This window comes from Bacteroides clarus (genome assembly GCF_015555825.1).
Classification (GTDB): domain Bacteria; phylum Bacteroidota; class Bacteroidia; order Bacteroidales; family Bacteroidaceae; genus Bacteroides; species Bacteroides clarus.
Genome location: NZ_JADNLF010000001.1, coordinates 244,700 through 261,447, shown reverse-complemented (window position 1 = coordinate 261,447; position 16,748 = coordinate 244,700). Strand labels below are relative to the sequence as shown.

Below are 16,748 nucleotides of genomic sequence, written 5' to 3'. Positions count from 1 at the left end.
TTGCGAAATATCAGTGCTTACAATACAAGATGTTTTCTATGGAAGATAATAATATGACTTTGCCATTGGAAGGTTCCGCCGATTACGAGGAAAAGACAACCGGTGCAAATACCGGTAACAGTGAGGTTGAATACAATGAAGATAATATTCGCCATTTGGACGACATGGAGCACATTCGTGTCCGTTCTGGTATGTACATAGGCCGTCTTGGCGACGGTTCGCAAAACGATGACGGTATTTACGTATTGCTGAAAGAAGTGATGGACAACAGCATCGATGAATTCAAAATGGGAGCCGGCAAACGTATTGAAGTCAATATAGAAGAAAATCTCCGCGTAAGTGTACGTGACTACGGACGGGGTATTCCGCAAGGAAAGCTGGTGGAAGCTGTCAGCAAGCTGAATACCGGCGGTAAATACGATAGTAAGGCCTTCAAAAAGAGTGTCGGTCTGAACGGTGTCGGCATCAAAGCCGTCAACGCGCTCAGCAGCCGTTTCGAGGTACGCAGCTATCGTGACGGGAAAGTACGTGCGGCAATTTTCGAGAAAGGTGTGCTGCAAAGCGATATCACACAGGATAGTACGGAAGAAAACGGAACTTACATTTTCTTTGAACCGGACAATACCCTCTTCCTCAATTACTCTTTTCAGAACCAGTTTGTAGAAACGCTGCTACGCAATTATACTTATCTTAATACAGGACTGACTTTCATCTATAACGGACAACGAATTATCTCCCGTCATGGTCTGGAGGACCTCCTGAAAGATAATATGACCAGTGAGGGACTTTATGACATCGTCCACCTGAAAGGAGAAGACATCGAAATTGCCTTTACGCATACCAATCAGTATGGAGAAGAATACTATTCTTTCGTAAACGGACAGCACACCACACAGGGCGGTACGCATCAAACGGCTTTAAAGGAGCATATTGCCCGTACCATCAAAGAGTTCTTTAATAAGAATCAGGATTATGCCGACATCCGTAACGGATTGGTAGCCGCCATTGCCATTGACGTGGAGGAGCCGATGTTCGAGAGCCAGACCAAAACGAAGTTAGGTTCTAACAATATGTGGCCTGAGGGCCCTACAGTAAACAAATATGTGGGCGACTTCATCAAAACGGAAGTGGACAATTATCTCCACAAAAACCCGTTGGTATCCGAGGTCATGTTACAAAAGATACAGGATTCCGAAAAAGAGCGTAAGGCTATTGCCGGAGTTACCAAGTTAGCCCGCGAACGAGCTAAGAAGGCCAATCTGCATAACCGCAAGTTACGCGACTGCCGCTTCCACCTGAGTGATGGAAAAGGTAAAGACCAAGAGGCCGAATCATGTATCTTCATCACCGAGGGTGATTCCGCCAGCGGTTCTATCACCAAAAGTCGCGATGTAAACACGCAAGCGGTATTCAGCCTACGCGGTAAACCTCTCAACTCCTACGGACTGACCAAGAAAGTAGTTTATGAAAACGAAGAGTTCAACCTGTTGCAAGCCGCGCTGAACATCGAAGACGGCATCGAAGGATTGCGCTACAACAAAGTGATTGTTGCCACCGATGCCGATGTAGACGGTATGCACATCCGCCTGCTTATCATCACGTTCTTCCTGCAGTTCTTCCCCGACCTGATAAAGAAAGGACACGTATATATCTTGCAGACCCCGCTATTCCGTGTACGCAACAAAAAGAAAACAAACTATTGCTACACAGAGGACGAACGGGTGAAAGCGATTGAAGAGTTAGGCCCGAATCCTGAAATAACCCGATTCAAAGGTTTGGGAGAGATTTCACCGGATGAGTTCAAACATTTCATCGGTAAAGATATGCGTTTGGAACAGGTATCATTACGTAAAACAGACTTAGTAAAAGAGTTATTGGAGTTTTACATGGGAAAAAACACCATGGAACGGCAAAACTTTATCATCGACAACTTGGTTATAGAAGAAGATTTAGCATCATGAGAAGAGCAATCTTTCCGGGTACATTCGACCCGTTTACCATCGGGCACTCCTCGGTAGTGCGCCGCGCGCTGACTTTCATAGACGAAATCGTCATAGGAATAGGTATCAACGAGAATAAGAATACGCATTTCCCTATCGAGAAGCGCGAAAAGATGATACGGGATTACTATCGGGACGAACCGCGCATCAAAGTACAATCATACGACTGCCTGACCATCGACTTCGCCAAGGAAGTGGATGCCAATCTGATTATACGCGGAATACGTACGGTAAAGGACTTCGAGTACGAAGAAACCATTGCCGATATAAATCGCAAACTGACAGGTATTGAAACCATCCTGCTCTTTACGGAACCGGAGTTGACCTGCGTAAGTTCGACCACCGTACGCGAACTGTTGCAATTCGGAAAAGATATAAGCATGTTCCTGCCGGAAGGAATGGAAATGAGTGATGAAATGATTAGTGATTAGTGGTGAGTGATAAGGATAATGAAGAAAATTTTTACTATTATATTATGTATATGTGCCGTAACGGTACAGGCTCAGAAAATGGGTAACGAGGCTCTTCGTAAGTTGCAAATGGCAGAGTTTGCCATAGCCAACCTCTACGTGGACTCCGTTGATGAGAATAAATTGGTGGAAGAGGCTATCATTAAGATGCTGGCGCAACTCGATCCGCACTCTACCTACAATGATGCCGAAGAAGTAAAGAAAATGAATGAACCTCTGCAAGGTAACTTCGAAGGTATCGGCGTACAGTTCCAAATGATAGAAGATACACTGCTTGTGGTGCAACCCGTTAGCAACGGCCCCTCGGAGAAAGTGGGTATTCTTGCCGGTGACCGTATTATAGCCGTTAACGATTCCGCTATTGCCGGAGTGAAAATGAACACGGAAGATATTATGAGCCGACTGCGTGGAGCAAAAGGTTCGGAAGTTAAGTTGACAATCGTACGCCGCGGAGTAAATGAGCCTCTGTTCTTCACTGTGAAGCGAGATAAGATACCTATTCTTAGTCTGGATGCCGCATATATGATACAACCCCGGACAGGTTATATCCGTATCAACCGCTTTGGAGCAACTACTGCCGAGGAATTTCTTAAAGCCTTAAAGGAGCTGCAGAAAAAGGGAATGCAAGACCTGATACTTGATTTACAAGGAAATGGCGGTGGTTATCTGAATGCCGCTATCGACCTCGCCAATGAATTCCTACAACAAAAAGACCTTATTGTCTATACCGAAGGCAGGACTGCGCGCCGCAGTAACTTCTATGCAAAAGGAAATGGGAAGTTTAAAGACGGCCGCCTCATCGTTTTAGTGGATGAATATTCCGCATCCGCCAGTGAAATCGTAACCGGAGCCATTCAGGATTGGGACAGAGGAGTGATTGTAGGCCGCCGCACTTTCGGCAAAGGATTGGTGCAACGTCCTATCGACCTGCCGGACGGCTCTATGATACGCCTGACCATTGCCCGTTACTATACTCCTTCCGGCCGCTGCATACAAAAGCCTTATGACAAGACTGCCAACTTGGACGGTACACTCAACGGAGAGAACAATCAGGAAAAGTATAATCAGGAATTGATAGACCGCTTTAATCATGGCGAATTAATGCATGCCGACAGCATACATTTCCCCGACTCCCTGAAATATCAGACAAAGAAATTAGCGCGTACCGTGTATGGCGGCGGCGGTATCATGCCCGACTTTTTCGTACCGATAGATACGACTCAATACACTGATTACCACCGGAACCTTGTAGCTAAAGGCGTAGTTATCAAGACAACGATGAAGTTTATAGAAAAGAATCGAAAAGAATTGCAGAACAAATACAAAAAGTTCGAGACATTCAATGATAAGTTCGAAATCAGCGATGAAGTATTGGCAAATATGCGTTCCCTTGCAGACCAGGAAAAGATTAAGTTCGATGAAAAGCAATATCAAAAGTCCCTGCCGCTCATCAAAACCCAATTAAAAGCCCTAATCGCCCGTGACCTATGGGATATGAACGAATACTTCCAAATAATGAATACCACGAACAACAGCGTACTGCAAGCTTTGAAAGTTCTAAATGAAGGAGCGTATGAGAAAGTGGTAAGGTAATCACCTTATCATTTTCCAAACAACCATTGATTCAGCCAGCGGTTTACGTAGATATTCACAATCGCACAACCCGCGCCGATAGCCGCACCGGCCAATACATCCGATGGATAATGTACGCCCTCATTCATACGGGACACTCCGACGGAGCAGGCCCACAAGGCGGAAGGAGCTATCACATACCATTTGGGATATTTTATACATAAAGAAGTGGCTAGAGCGAAAGCCGACGCAGTATGTCCCGATGGGAATGAAGGACTACTTTCATAACTATACGGATGTACCCTATCCGGGTAACGGTCATACGGACGTTCGCGGTCAACAAGATATTTCATGCCATATGTCACTACAAATGCACCCGCCACACTTGTTCCGACATATACAGCATCCTTCAATAAATCCTTATCCTTTTTAGCCCATGCCGTCAGCGCCATCGCTACTGGAACACCAATGGCTACATAGGGCTCCGAACGTGAAATAAATTTATTATAATTACGGACAAATTTATTATCCCAACTATTAACTCGATGTAATGTATTTATATCCCAATTCTGCGCAGAGAGATTTGATACAACAAAGGAAACAAAAAATACAAAAAAAATGGTTCTTTTCATAAAACCTGCCTATTAGTTTGACGCAAAGATAGCCGAAATCCTTAGAGTATTCGCAAAATTATCTTATCTTTGTTGCCACAATTTACATATTAATACAATTCACATATCTATTCATGACGTTAAATAGTTGTTGCTCTCGGCAAATTGATTGTGCGCTATGTCCTAAAACATCTCAAGGAGCATTGATATATAGCCAATATCCTAAGGGACAGCATTTCTCTGCCGAAAAGTGTACGCAAAACTGTATAATATTCATGTTGAAGGGTGAATTGCTTGTGAATAGTGAAGAATATCCCGGCACTACTTTACAAACCCGCCAATGTATTTTACAGGCTATCGGCTCTAAGGTAGAACTACTGGCGCTGACTGATGTTGAATATCTTATCTATTGGTTCACGGAACTTCCTCTCCTTTGCGAAGAACGCTACAAAGAAATACTTGAAACAGCGCATGCCCCACTAACCTATATTCCTCTGACAGTCATTCCCAAATTGGAAAGATTACTTGACGATTTAACAGAATATTTCAAGGAACAACCGGCGACATGCAGCAAGTATCTCGACATTAAATGTCAGGAAATAATTTATATCCTGAGTTGCTACTATCCGATTCAGCAAATCTCCACTTTCTTTTATCCAATTAGTACGTATACGGAAAGTTTCCACTATTTCGTCATGCAAAACTACGATAAAGTAAAAAATGTAGAAGAGTTTGCCCACCTTGGCGGATATACCACAACCACTTTCCGGCGGTTATTCAAGAATATGTATGGCGTACCTGTATACGAATGGATTCTGGATAAGAAACGTGAAGGCATCTTAAACGACCTGCAATATACCAAACAGCGTATTTCTGCAATCAGTACCCGCTATGGATTCGATTCATTATCACACTTCGCCCACTTCTGTAAAGACTCTTTTGGCGACACTCCCCGTGCCTTGCGCAAACGTGCCGCCAACGGTGAAACCATCACTATTATCTGTAAAGAACACAACAAAGAGCAAGAGGACGAGTAAAACGGCCTGCTTGCCCGTCAGCTTCATTGTCCACCGATTACGGAATTATTTCTTTAATTCCTTGTTTAATCAAGGTATTTCCTCTATTTTTGCGAGAAATTAGTAAAACTGTATTTAAAAGAATATATTTTCTAACTATTAAATAATTTAAATTCAATCATTTATGTGGTTAAGTAATTCATCTGTAGGAAGGAAAGTGGTGATGAGCGTTACCGGTATCGCCCTTGTCCTGTTTCTGACATTTCACATGGCGATGAACCTTGTTGCATTGGTTTCGGCCAACGGCTACAACATGGTTTGTGAGTTCCTGGGAGCAAACTGGTATGCATTGGTAGCTACCGCGGGTTTAGCTGCTTTGTTCATCATCCACATCATTTACGCTTTCTGGCTGACTATGCAGAACCGCAAAGCACGTGGTAACGAACGTTATGCCGTAGTAGACAAACCTAAAACCGTGGAATGGGCTTCTCAAAACATGCTTGTACTGGGTATCATCGTAATTGTAGGTCTCGGTCTGCACTTGGTAAACTTTTGGGCTAAAATGCAGCTTCCCGAGTTAATGCACAACATGGGTATGCATGCCGACACACTTACTTTGGCTTATGCGGCCAACGGTGTTTATCACATCCAGAACACCTTCTCTAATCCGGTATTCGTAGTGCTTTACCTCATTTGGCTGGGTGCATTGTGGTTCCACCTGACTCACGGTTTCTGGAGCTCCATGCAGTCTTTGGGCTGGAACAACAAAGTATGGATCAACCGTTGGAAATGCATCTCCAACATCTATTCCACTATCGTTGTTGTATGCTTCGCTCTGGTAGTTGTCGTATTCTTCATCAAATCAATGATGTGTAGCGGCGCTTGCTAATAAATTATTGTAAATGATTAAATTGTAATAGCATTATGACTAAGATAGATTCTAAAATACCGGAAGGACCGGTAGCTGAGAAATGGACTAACTATAAAGCTCACCAAAAATTAGTGAACCCTGCCAACAAACGCCGTTTGGACATCATCGTAGTGGGAACCGGACTTGCCGGCGCTTCTGCTGCCGCTTCTCTCGGTGAAATGGGTTTCAGAGTATTCAATTTCTGCATTCAAGACTCTCCGCGCCGCGCACACTCTATCGCTGCGCAAGGCGGTATCAATGCTGCAAAGAATTATCAAAACGACGGTGACTCCGTTTACCGTTTGTTCTACGATACTGTAAAGGGTGGTGATTACCGTGCCCGCGAAGCAAACGTTTACCGTTTGGCTGAAGTATCAAACGCCATCATCGACCAATGCGTTGCGCAAGGCGTTCCTTTCGCCCGCGAATACGGCGGTCTGCTCGACAACCGTTCTTTCGGTGGAGCACAGGTTTCACGTACATTCTACGCTAAAGGCCAGACAGGCCAGCAGTTGTTGCTGGGTGCATACTCCGCATTGAGCCGTCAGGTAAACGTAGGTACTGTAAAACTGTTTACCCGCTATGAAATGCAGGACGTTGTACTCGTTGAAGGACGCGCCCGCGGTATCATCGCAAAGAACCTCGTAACCGGTAAGCTGGAACGCTTCGCCGCTCATGCGGTGGTCATCGCTACCGGCGGTTACGGAAACGCATACTTCCTCTCTACCAACGCCATGACCTGTAACTGTACGGCAGCTATATCCTGCTACCGCAAGGGTGCGTGGATGGCTAACCCCGCTTACGTACAGATTCACCCGACTTGTATTCCTGTACACGGTGACAAACAGTCTAAACTGACTTTGATGTCCGAATCACTGCGTAACGACGGTCGCATCTGGGTTCCGAAGAAACTGGAAGATGCCAAGAAACTGCAAGAAGGCACTCTGCAAGGAAAAGACATCCCCGAAGAAGACCGCGACTACTACTTGGAACGCCGTTACCCGGCATTTGGTAACCTCGTTCCACGCGACGTTGCCAGCCGTGCAGCCAAAGAACGTTGCGACAAGGGCTTCGGTGTAAACAATACCGGCCTGGCCGTATTCCTCGACTTCAGCGATGCAATCAACCGTCTGGGCAAAGATGTGGTAGCTCAACGTTACGGTAACCTCTTCGATATGTACGAAGAAATCACAGACGTGAGCCCGTACGACAACCCGATGATGATTTATCCTGCCATCCACTATACAATGGGCGGTATCTGGGTTGACTACGAGCTGCAAACTTCCATCAAGGGTCTGTTCGCTATCGGTGAATGTAACTTCTCCGACCACGGTGCAAACCGCCTCGGTGCTTCTGCATTGATGCAAGGTCTGGCCGACGGTTATTTCGTATTGCCTTACACTATCCAGAACTATCTGGCCGATCAGATTACCGTTCCCCGCTTCTCTACCGACCTGCCTGAATTTGCCGCTGCTGAAAAAGCCATCCAAGACAAGATTGACTGGATGATGAACATCAAGGGTAAGAAATCAGTAGATTCCATCCACAAGGAACTGGGTCACGTAATGTGGGAATATGTCGGTATGGGACGTACCGCCGAAGGATTGAAAGAAGGATTGAAGAAGATGAAAGAAATCCGCAAGGAATTCGAAACCAATCTCTTCATCCCGGGCGACAAAGAAGGTATGAACGTAGAACTCGACAAGGCTATCCGTCTGTATGACTTCATCACAATGGGTGAATTGGTAGCTTACGATGCCCTGAACCGTGACGAAAGCTGTGGCGGTCACTTCCGCGAAGAATACCAGACTGAGGAAGGCGAAGCTAAACGTGATGACGAAAACTTCTTCTACGTTGCTTGCTGGGAATACCAAGGCTCTGACGAAAAAGCTCCGGTATTGCTGAAAGAACCGCTGGTTTACGAAGCAATCAAGGTACAGACTCGTAACTATAAGAGCTAATCGGGAAGTTGAACATTTAAAGAATTAAAGAAAATGGATAAAAATATATCATTTACGCTCAAGGTATGGCGCCAGAAGGGTCCGAAAGCAAAAGGCGCTTTTGAAACATACCAAATGAAAGATATTCCGGGCGACACTTCATTCCTCGAAATGCTGGATATTCTGAATGAACAGCTCATCAGTGAAGGCAAAGAACCGGTTGTATTCGACCATGACTGCCGCGAAGGTATCTGCGGTATGTGCTCTCTTTACATCAACGGACATCCGCACGGACCTGCAACAGGTGCCACCACCTGCCAGATCTATATGCGCCGCTTCAACGACGGCGACACTATCACCGTAGAGCCTTGGCGTTCTGCCGGTTTCCCGGTTATCAAAGACTTAATGGTAGACCGTACGGCATACGACAAGATTATGCAAGCCGGCGGTTACGTGAGTGTACGCACGGGCGCTCCTCAGGATGCCAACGCTATCCTGATTCCGAAGCCCATCGCTGACGAAGCTATGGATGCCGCTTCCTGTATCGGTTGCGGTGCTTGTGTAGCTGCTTGTAAGAACGGTTCCGCCATGCTGTTCGTTTCTGCCAAGGTAAGCCAGTTGAACCTGCTGCCTCAAGGCAAACCGGAAGCATTGCGCCGTGCCAAAGCCATGTTGAGCAAAATGGATGAACTCGGTTTCGGTAACTGTACAAACACTCGTGCTTGTGAAGCCGAATGTCCGAAGAACGTCTCTATCAGCAACATCGCACGTCTGAACCGCGACTTCATCATCGCAAAACTGAAAGACTAACCGTACTTTCTACATTTGATTAATATCACAAAGAACTCTTCTATCAGGCAACCGGTAGAGGAGTTCTTTTATTTAAGAATTAACGGAAGCAGTTTATATCCAGGCAGAAAAGCAAGTCTAAACAGAAAGAGGCTCAGAACTTTGAACCGCAGAGAGCGATGAACTCCCAGCCTCTTTCCTTAAGCTGCGAGGAGACAATCCAAAATTCTTCTTACAGAAATTAGAGAAATGAGGCAAAGATTCAAAGCCATACTTATAACAAATCTCAGAAATCGTAAAGTCCGTATACCGAAGTTCATAAAGAATACCTTCTTTTCTCCGTTCCTGCATCCACTCATACACAGGCCGGTGGAATACAGAAGTAAATATACGGCGGAAAGTCGTAGCCGTATATCCGCCTAATTCGGCAAATTCTTCAACAGTCTTGACCTTATCATAATTCTTAAGCACAAAATACTGAAAACTATCAGTGTATTCCGATAACGAGTGCACCAACATGGAAAGTTCATAATCCGAATAGTAATGCCACAAAATGAAAGCAAGTTCTTTCTGCTTAAATTGCAGTAACTCCCTGCAAATCTTCTCCCCGGCCAAATAAGACTTCGAAGCCTCCAAGAAGAAGTTCAGTTCGGAACAGATTTTCAACGGAAAGAAGATAAGAGGTGGAACCACGTCCTTTACGATATGCCGATAGCGTCCCTCACAAAAGGACTCCGGCCGGGAAAAACGATAGCATACACACTCAACATCCGTCATAGCAAGCACCTCGTACTTCGAACCGACAGCTTGAAGAATAAATTCACCCGCATGCAATGTCACACCTGCGTATTCTTTACTATTGATAAGGGCTTCTCCCTTCAAAAGAAACATAATGATATTGTTGTCGCATCTGGGCACAATAAAGTGAAATCCTCTACTGTGAGAAGCATATAGAATGAGATTGTCCACGGCCTTAGGACATTTCAGACAGTCAGCGTTACCCGCTCCACAAGCGGAAGAGTCATACATGACAGGTAGGATGTTTGGTTTGTTTGCTTTGGCAAAAATAACCATAACCAGCCAACAAAAAAAATATTCCCCGAAAACTTTGAAAGAAGCTTTCGGGGAAAAACTAAAGTATGATGAAAATAAAACAGAACTTTTATATCAAGGCTTTATAACCCGGTGAATGTACCGGTTGCATCCGTCCATGTATCAACCTTCGGAGTAAACTTGATAGGAGTAGCGTTATTTGTCAATGTTAACGTATAACGAATGTTCTTACCCATTCCCCAGCTGCCTGTAAGGGTAACGACCTTAGTATCATTCCAGGTATATTCACTTGATTTGTCTTTCGGTGCGGCAGTGTAGGAAACATCTAAGGTCACGCCCGTTAAGTCGTCTTGAGGCATCAACATAAACAAGGCATTGCCGGAAGTCTCAAAAGCCGCAGATGCATCAGGCTCGGCAGTAGTCGGAGTAACCGATACGGGGCTGCCTGCATATTCGTATGTCACACCTGAAGCAGACGCAGCCAAATTACTCCAAGCACCTACGGTACTGCTTCCGTCAAAAGTAAAGGTAGCCTTATCCTTCGCACCTTTAATCACCAATTTCGATACGGTATAAATAAAATCGGCGACCTCTCCTTTAATTGTGAAATTCACCTGCGTCAAAAGATGCTGGAAAGGGAGAGAAATAGCCGATTCAGACTTTACTTGGTCTATGACATTGGCGGCAACCAAATCTTCTTGGTCGGCAACGGCTTTTACCGTATAGTCAAAATTCGGATAACCCGCAGCGGTAGTAATATCCAAGGTTTGTGCCGGTGAAGTAGCGAAGAATTGCAATTTACCGGAAATCGGCCAATAGTAATTTCCGGCATATTGCCATTCCGCAGACGGTTTAGTTACTTCTACATCATCCATAAAACCTGTACTCAGCTGTACGGTCGGCCCCATTACATCTGTTGTTTTATAAGCGCTTACGGTAAACGCGCTGAAATTCTCCGTAGTAGCTACCAACGCTTTTGTTCCGGTCTTCACTACTGTCCCGAATTGAATCCGGTTTGCCGTACTTCCATTCTCAAACTCTTCATTTTCAGAGCAACTTACCATTGCTGCTGCGGCTAAGGCCACCAATAAAATCTTTCTCATAACCATTTGTTTTTAGTTAATATATTAATTGCTTATCTTGTTTCTACACAATAATATCCACATTGGTTTCATCATCCCAATTGCCTATATCACCGTCAATACCGCCATTTCCATTTTCGTCCTTATCCACTTCCACCGTAATCTGTCCGTCGGGAACAGGCACTTCAATATATACTTCCCTATCAGGAGCAGGCGGTGCTTCCTCCCCCTCATCGGGAGCCGCAGTCTCTATCAGGTCTTCGATATCAACCCGCACCTCTTGTAACTGTTTATCCACCTTGATAATCCTAATGGTCAGCACCACCGGGTTATCGGCACGTGTATCGGCACTTTTCGGAAGCATGAAATGCGAGAAATGTCCCCATAACACTCCATTTTTACAATCAGTCTCCACACAAACGGGAGCTTCCGCGGGTATGCACATTCTTTTACCAAGAAAATAACCGCCATTCAATCCGCTAACATGGCACACAATAGCCGAAATATTTTCCACACCATCCACTTTGATGGCAAACGAATAACTGCTTACCACTCGTTCCGGTTTCAAATTCATCACAATAGCCGTTTCACTCTTCACTATCTCCACATCATCCAACGCCACAACATAAAAATCATCCGGTGACCAAACCATATCCTCCCCGACATCCATACCAATGCACTGTTCCGTATACGCTTCGATAGTCTCGTAACTTTCATCGTTCTCTATACAGACACTTTCCGTATTATAATTGTAAACTACCACCGCATAATTGCCGGGCGGCACTTTCATTTCTCCTCCGGCAGTCGGCAGATAACCCTCTACTTTCCGTCCTTCGGTATCTTTCGGATAAAATATTACCCGCATGGTCTTCGGCAAGTTCTCCGCCACATCCACCCAATCCAATACTATCCGTACACCGCTGACAGGATAATCATCCAGAACCTCCCTAAAACCACATCCCGACAGCATTGTCAACAGACAGGACAGAAGCATGAGCGCACTATATCTGATACCGCCTACCACTTTCATTGTCCTGCCGTTATACGCCACACCAAAGACACTTTCGCCTTTGTAGGGCCGATGAAATGATAGTACCCGCCATTAGTCCAGACCAAATCTCCTTTATAAGAGGTATATTTACGATACCCGGTTGCTAAACAGCCTATTCCCAAACTACACTCGATGGCAAGATGCCCGGTCAGTCGGCGCGCATATCCGTAAGTCAGCCCCGAAGCCGTATAATACCTGCCACGAATACCATTCTCCTCTTTCAGTTGAAAGTCATATACGCCACCTTCGGTATATATACCTAAGAAATGCCCCGTCAGCCTATCACACATCTTTCTGTCACCCAACCAATAGCGTGCTTCCATACCTCCCGAAAGAAGTTGATAGCAGAAGTCATGTCGGCTGTTCAACCACCACGGGCATTTATATTCAGTATTCAAAGACCACCTCTTTCCTATCGAAAGCTCTACCTCTATATTAGGAGCCAAAGCCAAATCGTATAATATATTATTCTTCAGAGCCACGATAACCCTACGCGATGAATCCGCTCTTCCCTCTTTCTCCATCAACACAGCCGGAACAAGTACTCCGGCATCAATATATGCCATCGGCAATATCCGCTCCGGCACCCGCATCGCAGCGACGGGAAGCTCCTCAGGCTTTATCGTATATCTGCCTATCCGTGGAAAAACAAACTGCAATAAATATGTATAGGCCTTGCCGCCGTTCAAATAGCGCAATAGTTCCGCCAATCTGTCAAAACTTCCATAATGATATCGAATCAGCATCAACACCTCTTCCTTATCCGGCACATTCTCATCGGCAATCACCCACCGATAAACCTCTCCCCACTCGCCCGGCAGCATAACCGGTTCCCGTACTGCATTACTTACAACTTTCAAAGTATCAGCCCGCGCAAACACTCTTCCCACCGGTAAAAAAAAGAGCATGATAAGAATAACTATATTGATACGGTTCACCATAACTTTGCGTTGTATAAAGCCAAAAGTAAAGCATTAAAATTAAAGAAAATATAGAAAGGCCAGTTCATTGAACACGCTGGAAGGTTCTGTGAAACGATTGGAAACTTTTTGCAACTTATGTACCCCCCGATACAGGCAAACGTCCGGAATATTCCACGAAGGGTAAAAGCAACAAGCGCCGCCTATCGGATTGTTATCATATAGTCAGTATATATACTCTATTTAAGTCAAGATGTCCAAGCGTGTACGAAAACAGTAAATATTCGTAAAAGAAAACTAAAAGAAATTCAGGAAAAGAGTAAATGTTTGGAAGATATATGAAGAAACCATACATTTGTCATGTGATTTTTTTCATAGTATTAGATTTAAGGTTAACAAAGGTTGGAGTACAGCGGTACTCCTTTTTTTATGCCAATAAGTGATACATCCCTCCGACCAGCGTCTTTACCACTCCTTTCATCTCCAGTTCAAAAAGCAGCGCACTCATACGGTTCACAGGTATATCCGCTTCTACTACAAGCGCATTGATATGCAAATCTCCTTGACGAGCCAGTATACGCACTATCGTCCCCTCTTCGTCCGTCAATTCCGGAAACAGATTGCGCTGAATACCCTCCGCCTTGGATGACGGCTCCGTACCGCCCCACCCCATTGTTTTTACAAATTCCTCGGCAGTTTGCACAAGCGCCGCCTTATTATCCCGTATCAACCAGTTACAGCCGATGGAAGCGGCATCCGTCACCCGTCCGGGTACGGCAAAGCAATCGCGATGGTAACCGTCGGCTAAATCCGCCGTAATCAAAGAACCGCCTTTAGCGGCGGATTCCACTACAATCGTCGCGTCGCACATACCTGCCACAATGCGGTTACGGCTGACGAAGTTATGCTTGCCCGGATTAGTTTCTGTGAGAAACTCGGTAAGTAAACCGCCATTTGCCAGCATATCGACAGCCGTTTTACGATGTACAAAGGGGTAAATACGGTCCAGGCCATGCGCCAGAACGGCAACAGTGGAAATATTATCGGCAAGTGCGGCACGATGCGCATGAATATCAATGCCGTAAGCAAGGCCGCTCACTATCAGAACATCGGGAAGAAGTACAGACAAATCGTGTACGAAGTCCGCACAAAACTGTTTGCCGTACTCCGTTGCACGACGCGTACCTACCATATTGATGACATGTAAACGATTAAAATCAACGTTTCCCTTGAAGAACAGAACAATCGGAGCATCCTCACACTCCCGCAGGCGGGAAGGGTAGGCCTCATCCTGCAAAGTAAGGCAGGTCAGGCGGTTCTTTTCCACAAATTCCATTTCGCGCTCGGCGCGAAGAAAAGCGGCAGGACAATCAAGAGCCGTAATGATGGAAGGATTCACACCGGGCAGGAGCTCCGGCAACTCTTTACGCCGCCCGAAAACATCAACGGCACTGCCTATGCCGTCCATTAAACGCTTTGCCCCGATATGTCCTATACCGGGGCAAAGCGTAAGAGCTATACAGCAAAGACGTTCGTCATTATTCATGGTCGAGGTAAGGGGCAAAGACGTTGTCGAATAATTCGCTGTCGCTTAAACGTCCGTTCACCACACATACCGTTTCAACCACCGCCTTAATGGCTACCTTATTATCACTTGCCCTGAAGATATCCTGATAGAACACATACTTGATGCCTTCCTTCTTCATCGCCAGTTTCGACACGAATTCGTCACCGCTCTTCAACGGCGTTTTGAATGCCATATTGATTCGTGCCACCACCGGGTCTACTCCCTGTTCGTGGAGTGCGGCAAAGCTGACACCCGTGCTCGACAAGAACTCGTGCCGCGTATGTTCCAGATAGTGCTGATAGTTGGCGTTGTTGACAATACCCTGAAGATCGCATTCATAGTCGCGTACCTTCATCTTCAGTTCATAAATATAGTCCATTATGGTATTTACTATTTAATAATTTACGATTCGCCGTTTAAGGGTCAACCGCGTTTATTCTCTATGTCCAAGCCTTTAAACCTCTTGAGCTCTTCCACGGAAACCAGTTTGTAGAGTTTGTCACTGGGACGTATTTTATCCGCTTTCATCGAGAAGTGCTGTCCTTTCTTCACGGTCTGTACGGGTTTCAAATCCACACGCGCTTCTTCCAACGTGGTAAAGACGGCTCCCGTGGTCGGTCCCGTTATCAGCAGCTTGTCGCCAACGCTGATTTCGGCAGCTTCCACCAAGAACTCCGCCACACCGATATTTGAGAAATACCGGATACCCTTGCCGACATAAATCTTACGTTCGGTAGCTGCGGAACCATAATTCCGGGTCCATTCGCCCAAGCGTTGCCCCAAGTAATAGCCATCCCAGAAGCCGCGGTTAAAGACGGTTTTCAAACGCTCATCCCAAACTACTATCTTCTCATCGGTGAACGTACCGTCCACATAAGAGCGAATAGCTTCTTTATAACATTCCACCACGGTGCGCACATACTCGGGCCCCCGGGCACGTCCCTCAATCTTAAACACACGCACGCCCGCATCCAGCATCTTGTTCATGAAATGGATGGTTTTCAGGTCTTTAGGAGACATAATGTATTGGTTGTCAATATCCAGCTCCACATCCGTCTCCTTATCGCGCACCGTATAGGAACGGCGGCACACCTGCATACACGCTCCCCGGTTGGCAGAATGGTTCATCTCGTGCAGCGAGAGGTAGCACTTGCCCGATACCGCCATGCACAAAGCGCCATGACAGAACATCTCGATACGTATCCGTTCACCGCCCGGACCGCAGATATTCTCTTCGCAGATATGGCGGTAGATTTCCGCCACCTGTTCCAGGTTCAGCTCACGTGCCAGCACCACTACATCGGCAAACTGGGCATAGAAACGCAAAGCCTCCACATTTGAGATATTCAGCTGCGTAGACAAATGCACTTCCTGACCTATCTGCCGGGCATAGCTCATCACCGCCACATCGGCCGCAATCACCGCCGAAATACCCGCCGCTTTGGCCGCATCCACAATGGTACGCATCAGAGGAATGTCATTATCATAGATAATGGTATTCACCGTAAGATAGCTTTTCATACCGTGCTCGTCGCAGGTACGGGCTATCTCGCGCAGGTCATCTATTGTAAACGTATTCGCCGAACGGGCACGCATATTCAGATTCTCGATACCGAAATAAACAGAGTCCGCACCTGCCTGGATAGCGGCCGCCAGAGATTCGCGCGAGCCTACCGGCGCCATAATTTCAAAATCACTGATAGAGGGCATAAGTATTAATTAAGAATTAAGACTATAAACTTTGTCGCAAAGGTAGGCTTTTTTCCG

Annotated in this window: 15 protein-coding genes; 7 read left to right on the top strand and 8 right to left on the bottom strand. The window is 45.8% G+C overall.

Annotated features, from left to right (window positions below; translation table 11 throughout):
* Window positions 1–38: 38 nt before the first annotated feature.
* From I2F54_RS00950 to I2F54_RS00940, 3 genes are read left to right on the top strand one after another with little or no spacing between them, the layout of a single operon-like run.
* Window positions 39–1,961: a DNA topoisomerase IV subunit B gene (locus tag I2F54_RS00950; protein ID WP_087412265.1), complete on the top strand. Its 1,923-nt coding sequence runs from the start codon at window positions 39–41 to the stop codon at window positions 1,959–1,961.
* Complete coding sequence (gene coaD / locus I2F54_RS00945; RefSeq protein ID WP_009122098.1) at window positions 1,958–2,431, top strand: pantetheine-phosphate adenylyltransferase; 474 nt, start codon at window positions 1,958–1,960, stop codon at window positions 2,429–2,431. Before I2F54_RS00950 ends, coaD begins: the two co-directional genes overlap by 4 nt.
* A gap of 18 nt (window positions 2,432–2,449) precedes the next feature.
* Window positions 2,450–4,063, top strand: coding sequence for a S41 family peptidase (locus tag I2F54_RS00940; protein ID WP_195500331.1), 1,614 nt, complete (start codon window positions 2,450–2,452; stop codon window positions 4,061–4,063).
* 8 nt (window positions 4,064–4,071) lie between these two features.
* Here the strand turns inward: I2F54_RS00940 and I2F54_RS00935 are convergent, their stop codons facing one another.
* Window positions 4,072–4,674: a phosphatase PAP2 family protein gene (locus I2F54_RS00935; RefSeq protein ID WP_009122096.1), complete on the bottom strand. Its 603-nt coding sequence runs from the start codon at window positions 4,672–4,674 to the stop codon at window positions 4,072–4,074.
* Window positions 4,675–4,787: 113 nt separating this feature from the next.
* On the opposite strand from I2F54_RS00935, the gene I2F54_RS00930 reads away from it, so the two are divergent.
* The 4 genes from I2F54_RS00930 (at window position 4,788) to I2F54_RS00915 (ending at window position 9,329) form a co-directional block, all read left to right on the top strand.
* Window positions 4,788–5,690: a helix-turn-helix domain-containing protein gene (locus I2F54_RS00930; protein ID WP_195500330.1), complete on the top strand. Its 903-nt coding sequence runs from the start codon at window positions 4,788–4,790 to the stop codon at window positions 5,688–5,690.
* Window positions 5,691–5,853: 163 nt separating this feature from the next.
* Window positions 5,854–6,558, top strand: coding sequence for a fumarate reductase (locus I2F54_RS00925; RefSeq protein WP_039950777.1), 705 nt, complete (start codon window positions 5,854–5,856; stop codon window positions 6,556–6,558).
* Between the two features lie 35 nt (window positions 6,559–6,593).
* Window positions 6,594–8,540 (top strand): fumarate reductase/succinate dehydrogenase flavoprotein subunit, encoded by a 1,947-nt coding sequence (locus tag I2F54_RS00920; RefSeq protein WP_009122093.1) that lies wholly within the window; start codon window positions 6,594–6,596, stop codon window positions 8,538–8,540.
* A gap of 33 nt (window positions 8,541–8,573) precedes the next feature.
* Window positions 8,574–9,329: a succinate dehydrogenase/fumarate reductase iron-sulfur subunit gene (locus tag I2F54_RS00915; RefSeq protein ID WP_005830925.1), complete on the top strand. Its 756-nt coding sequence runs from the start codon at window positions 8,574–8,576 to the stop codon at window positions 9,327–9,329.
* Window positions 9,330–9,446: 117 nt separating this feature from the next.
* Here I2F54_RS00915 and I2F54_RS00910 read toward each other — a convergent pair whose 3' ends face one another.
* The 7 genes from I2F54_RS00910 to I2F54_RS00875 all read right to left on the bottom strand — a co-directional run bounded on the left by I2F54_RS00910 (window position 9,447) and on the right by I2F54_RS00875 (window position 16,691).
* Window positions 9,447–10,337 (bottom strand): helix-turn-helix transcriptional regulator, encoded by an 891-nt coding sequence (locus tag I2F54_RS00910; RefSeq protein ID WP_195500329.1) that lies wholly within the window; start codon window positions 10,335–10,337, stop codon window positions 9,447–9,449.
* A gap of 146 nt (window positions 10,338–10,483) precedes the next feature.
* A complete protein-coding gene (locus I2F54_RS00900; protein ID WP_229097109.1) occupies window positions 10,484–11,464 on the bottom strand; it encodes a fimbrillin family protein in 981 nt (326 codons plus the stop codon).
* Window positions 11,465–11,507: 43 nt separating this feature from the next.
* On the bottom strand, window positions 11,508–12,473 hold the full coding sequence (locus I2F54_RS00895; RefSeq protein ID WP_195500327.1) for a DUF5119 domain-containing protein: 966 nt from the start codon (window positions 12,471–12,473) through the stop codon (window positions 11,508–11,510).
* Entirely contained in the window at window positions 12,470–13,435 is a 966-nt protein-coding gene (locus I2F54_RS00890; RefSeq protein WP_195500326.1) for a DUF3575 domain-containing protein, read from the bottom strand. Before I2F54_RS00890 ends, I2F54_RS00895 begins: the two co-directional genes overlap by 4 nt.
* Window positions 13,436–13,841: 406 nt before the next feature.
* Window positions 13,842–14,960: a DNA-processing protein DprA gene (gene dprA / locus I2F54_RS00885; RefSeq protein WP_195500325.1), complete on the bottom strand. Its 1,119-nt coding sequence runs from the start codon at window positions 14,958–14,960 to the stop codon at window positions 13,842–13,844.
* Entirely contained in the window at window positions 14,953–15,360 is a 408-nt protein-coding gene (locus I2F54_RS00880; protein ID WP_009122085.1) for an acyl-CoA thioesterase, read from the bottom strand. Before I2F54_RS00880 ends, dprA begins: the two co-directional genes overlap by 8 nt.
* Window positions 15,361–15,404: 44 nt before the next feature.
* Window positions 15,405–16,691, bottom strand: coding sequence for a peptidase U32 family protein (locus I2F54_RS00875; RefSeq protein ID WP_118045352.1), 1,287 nt, complete (start codon window positions 16,689–16,691; stop codon window positions 15,405–15,407).
* Between the last annotated feature and the right edge of the window lie 57 nt (window positions 16,692–16,748).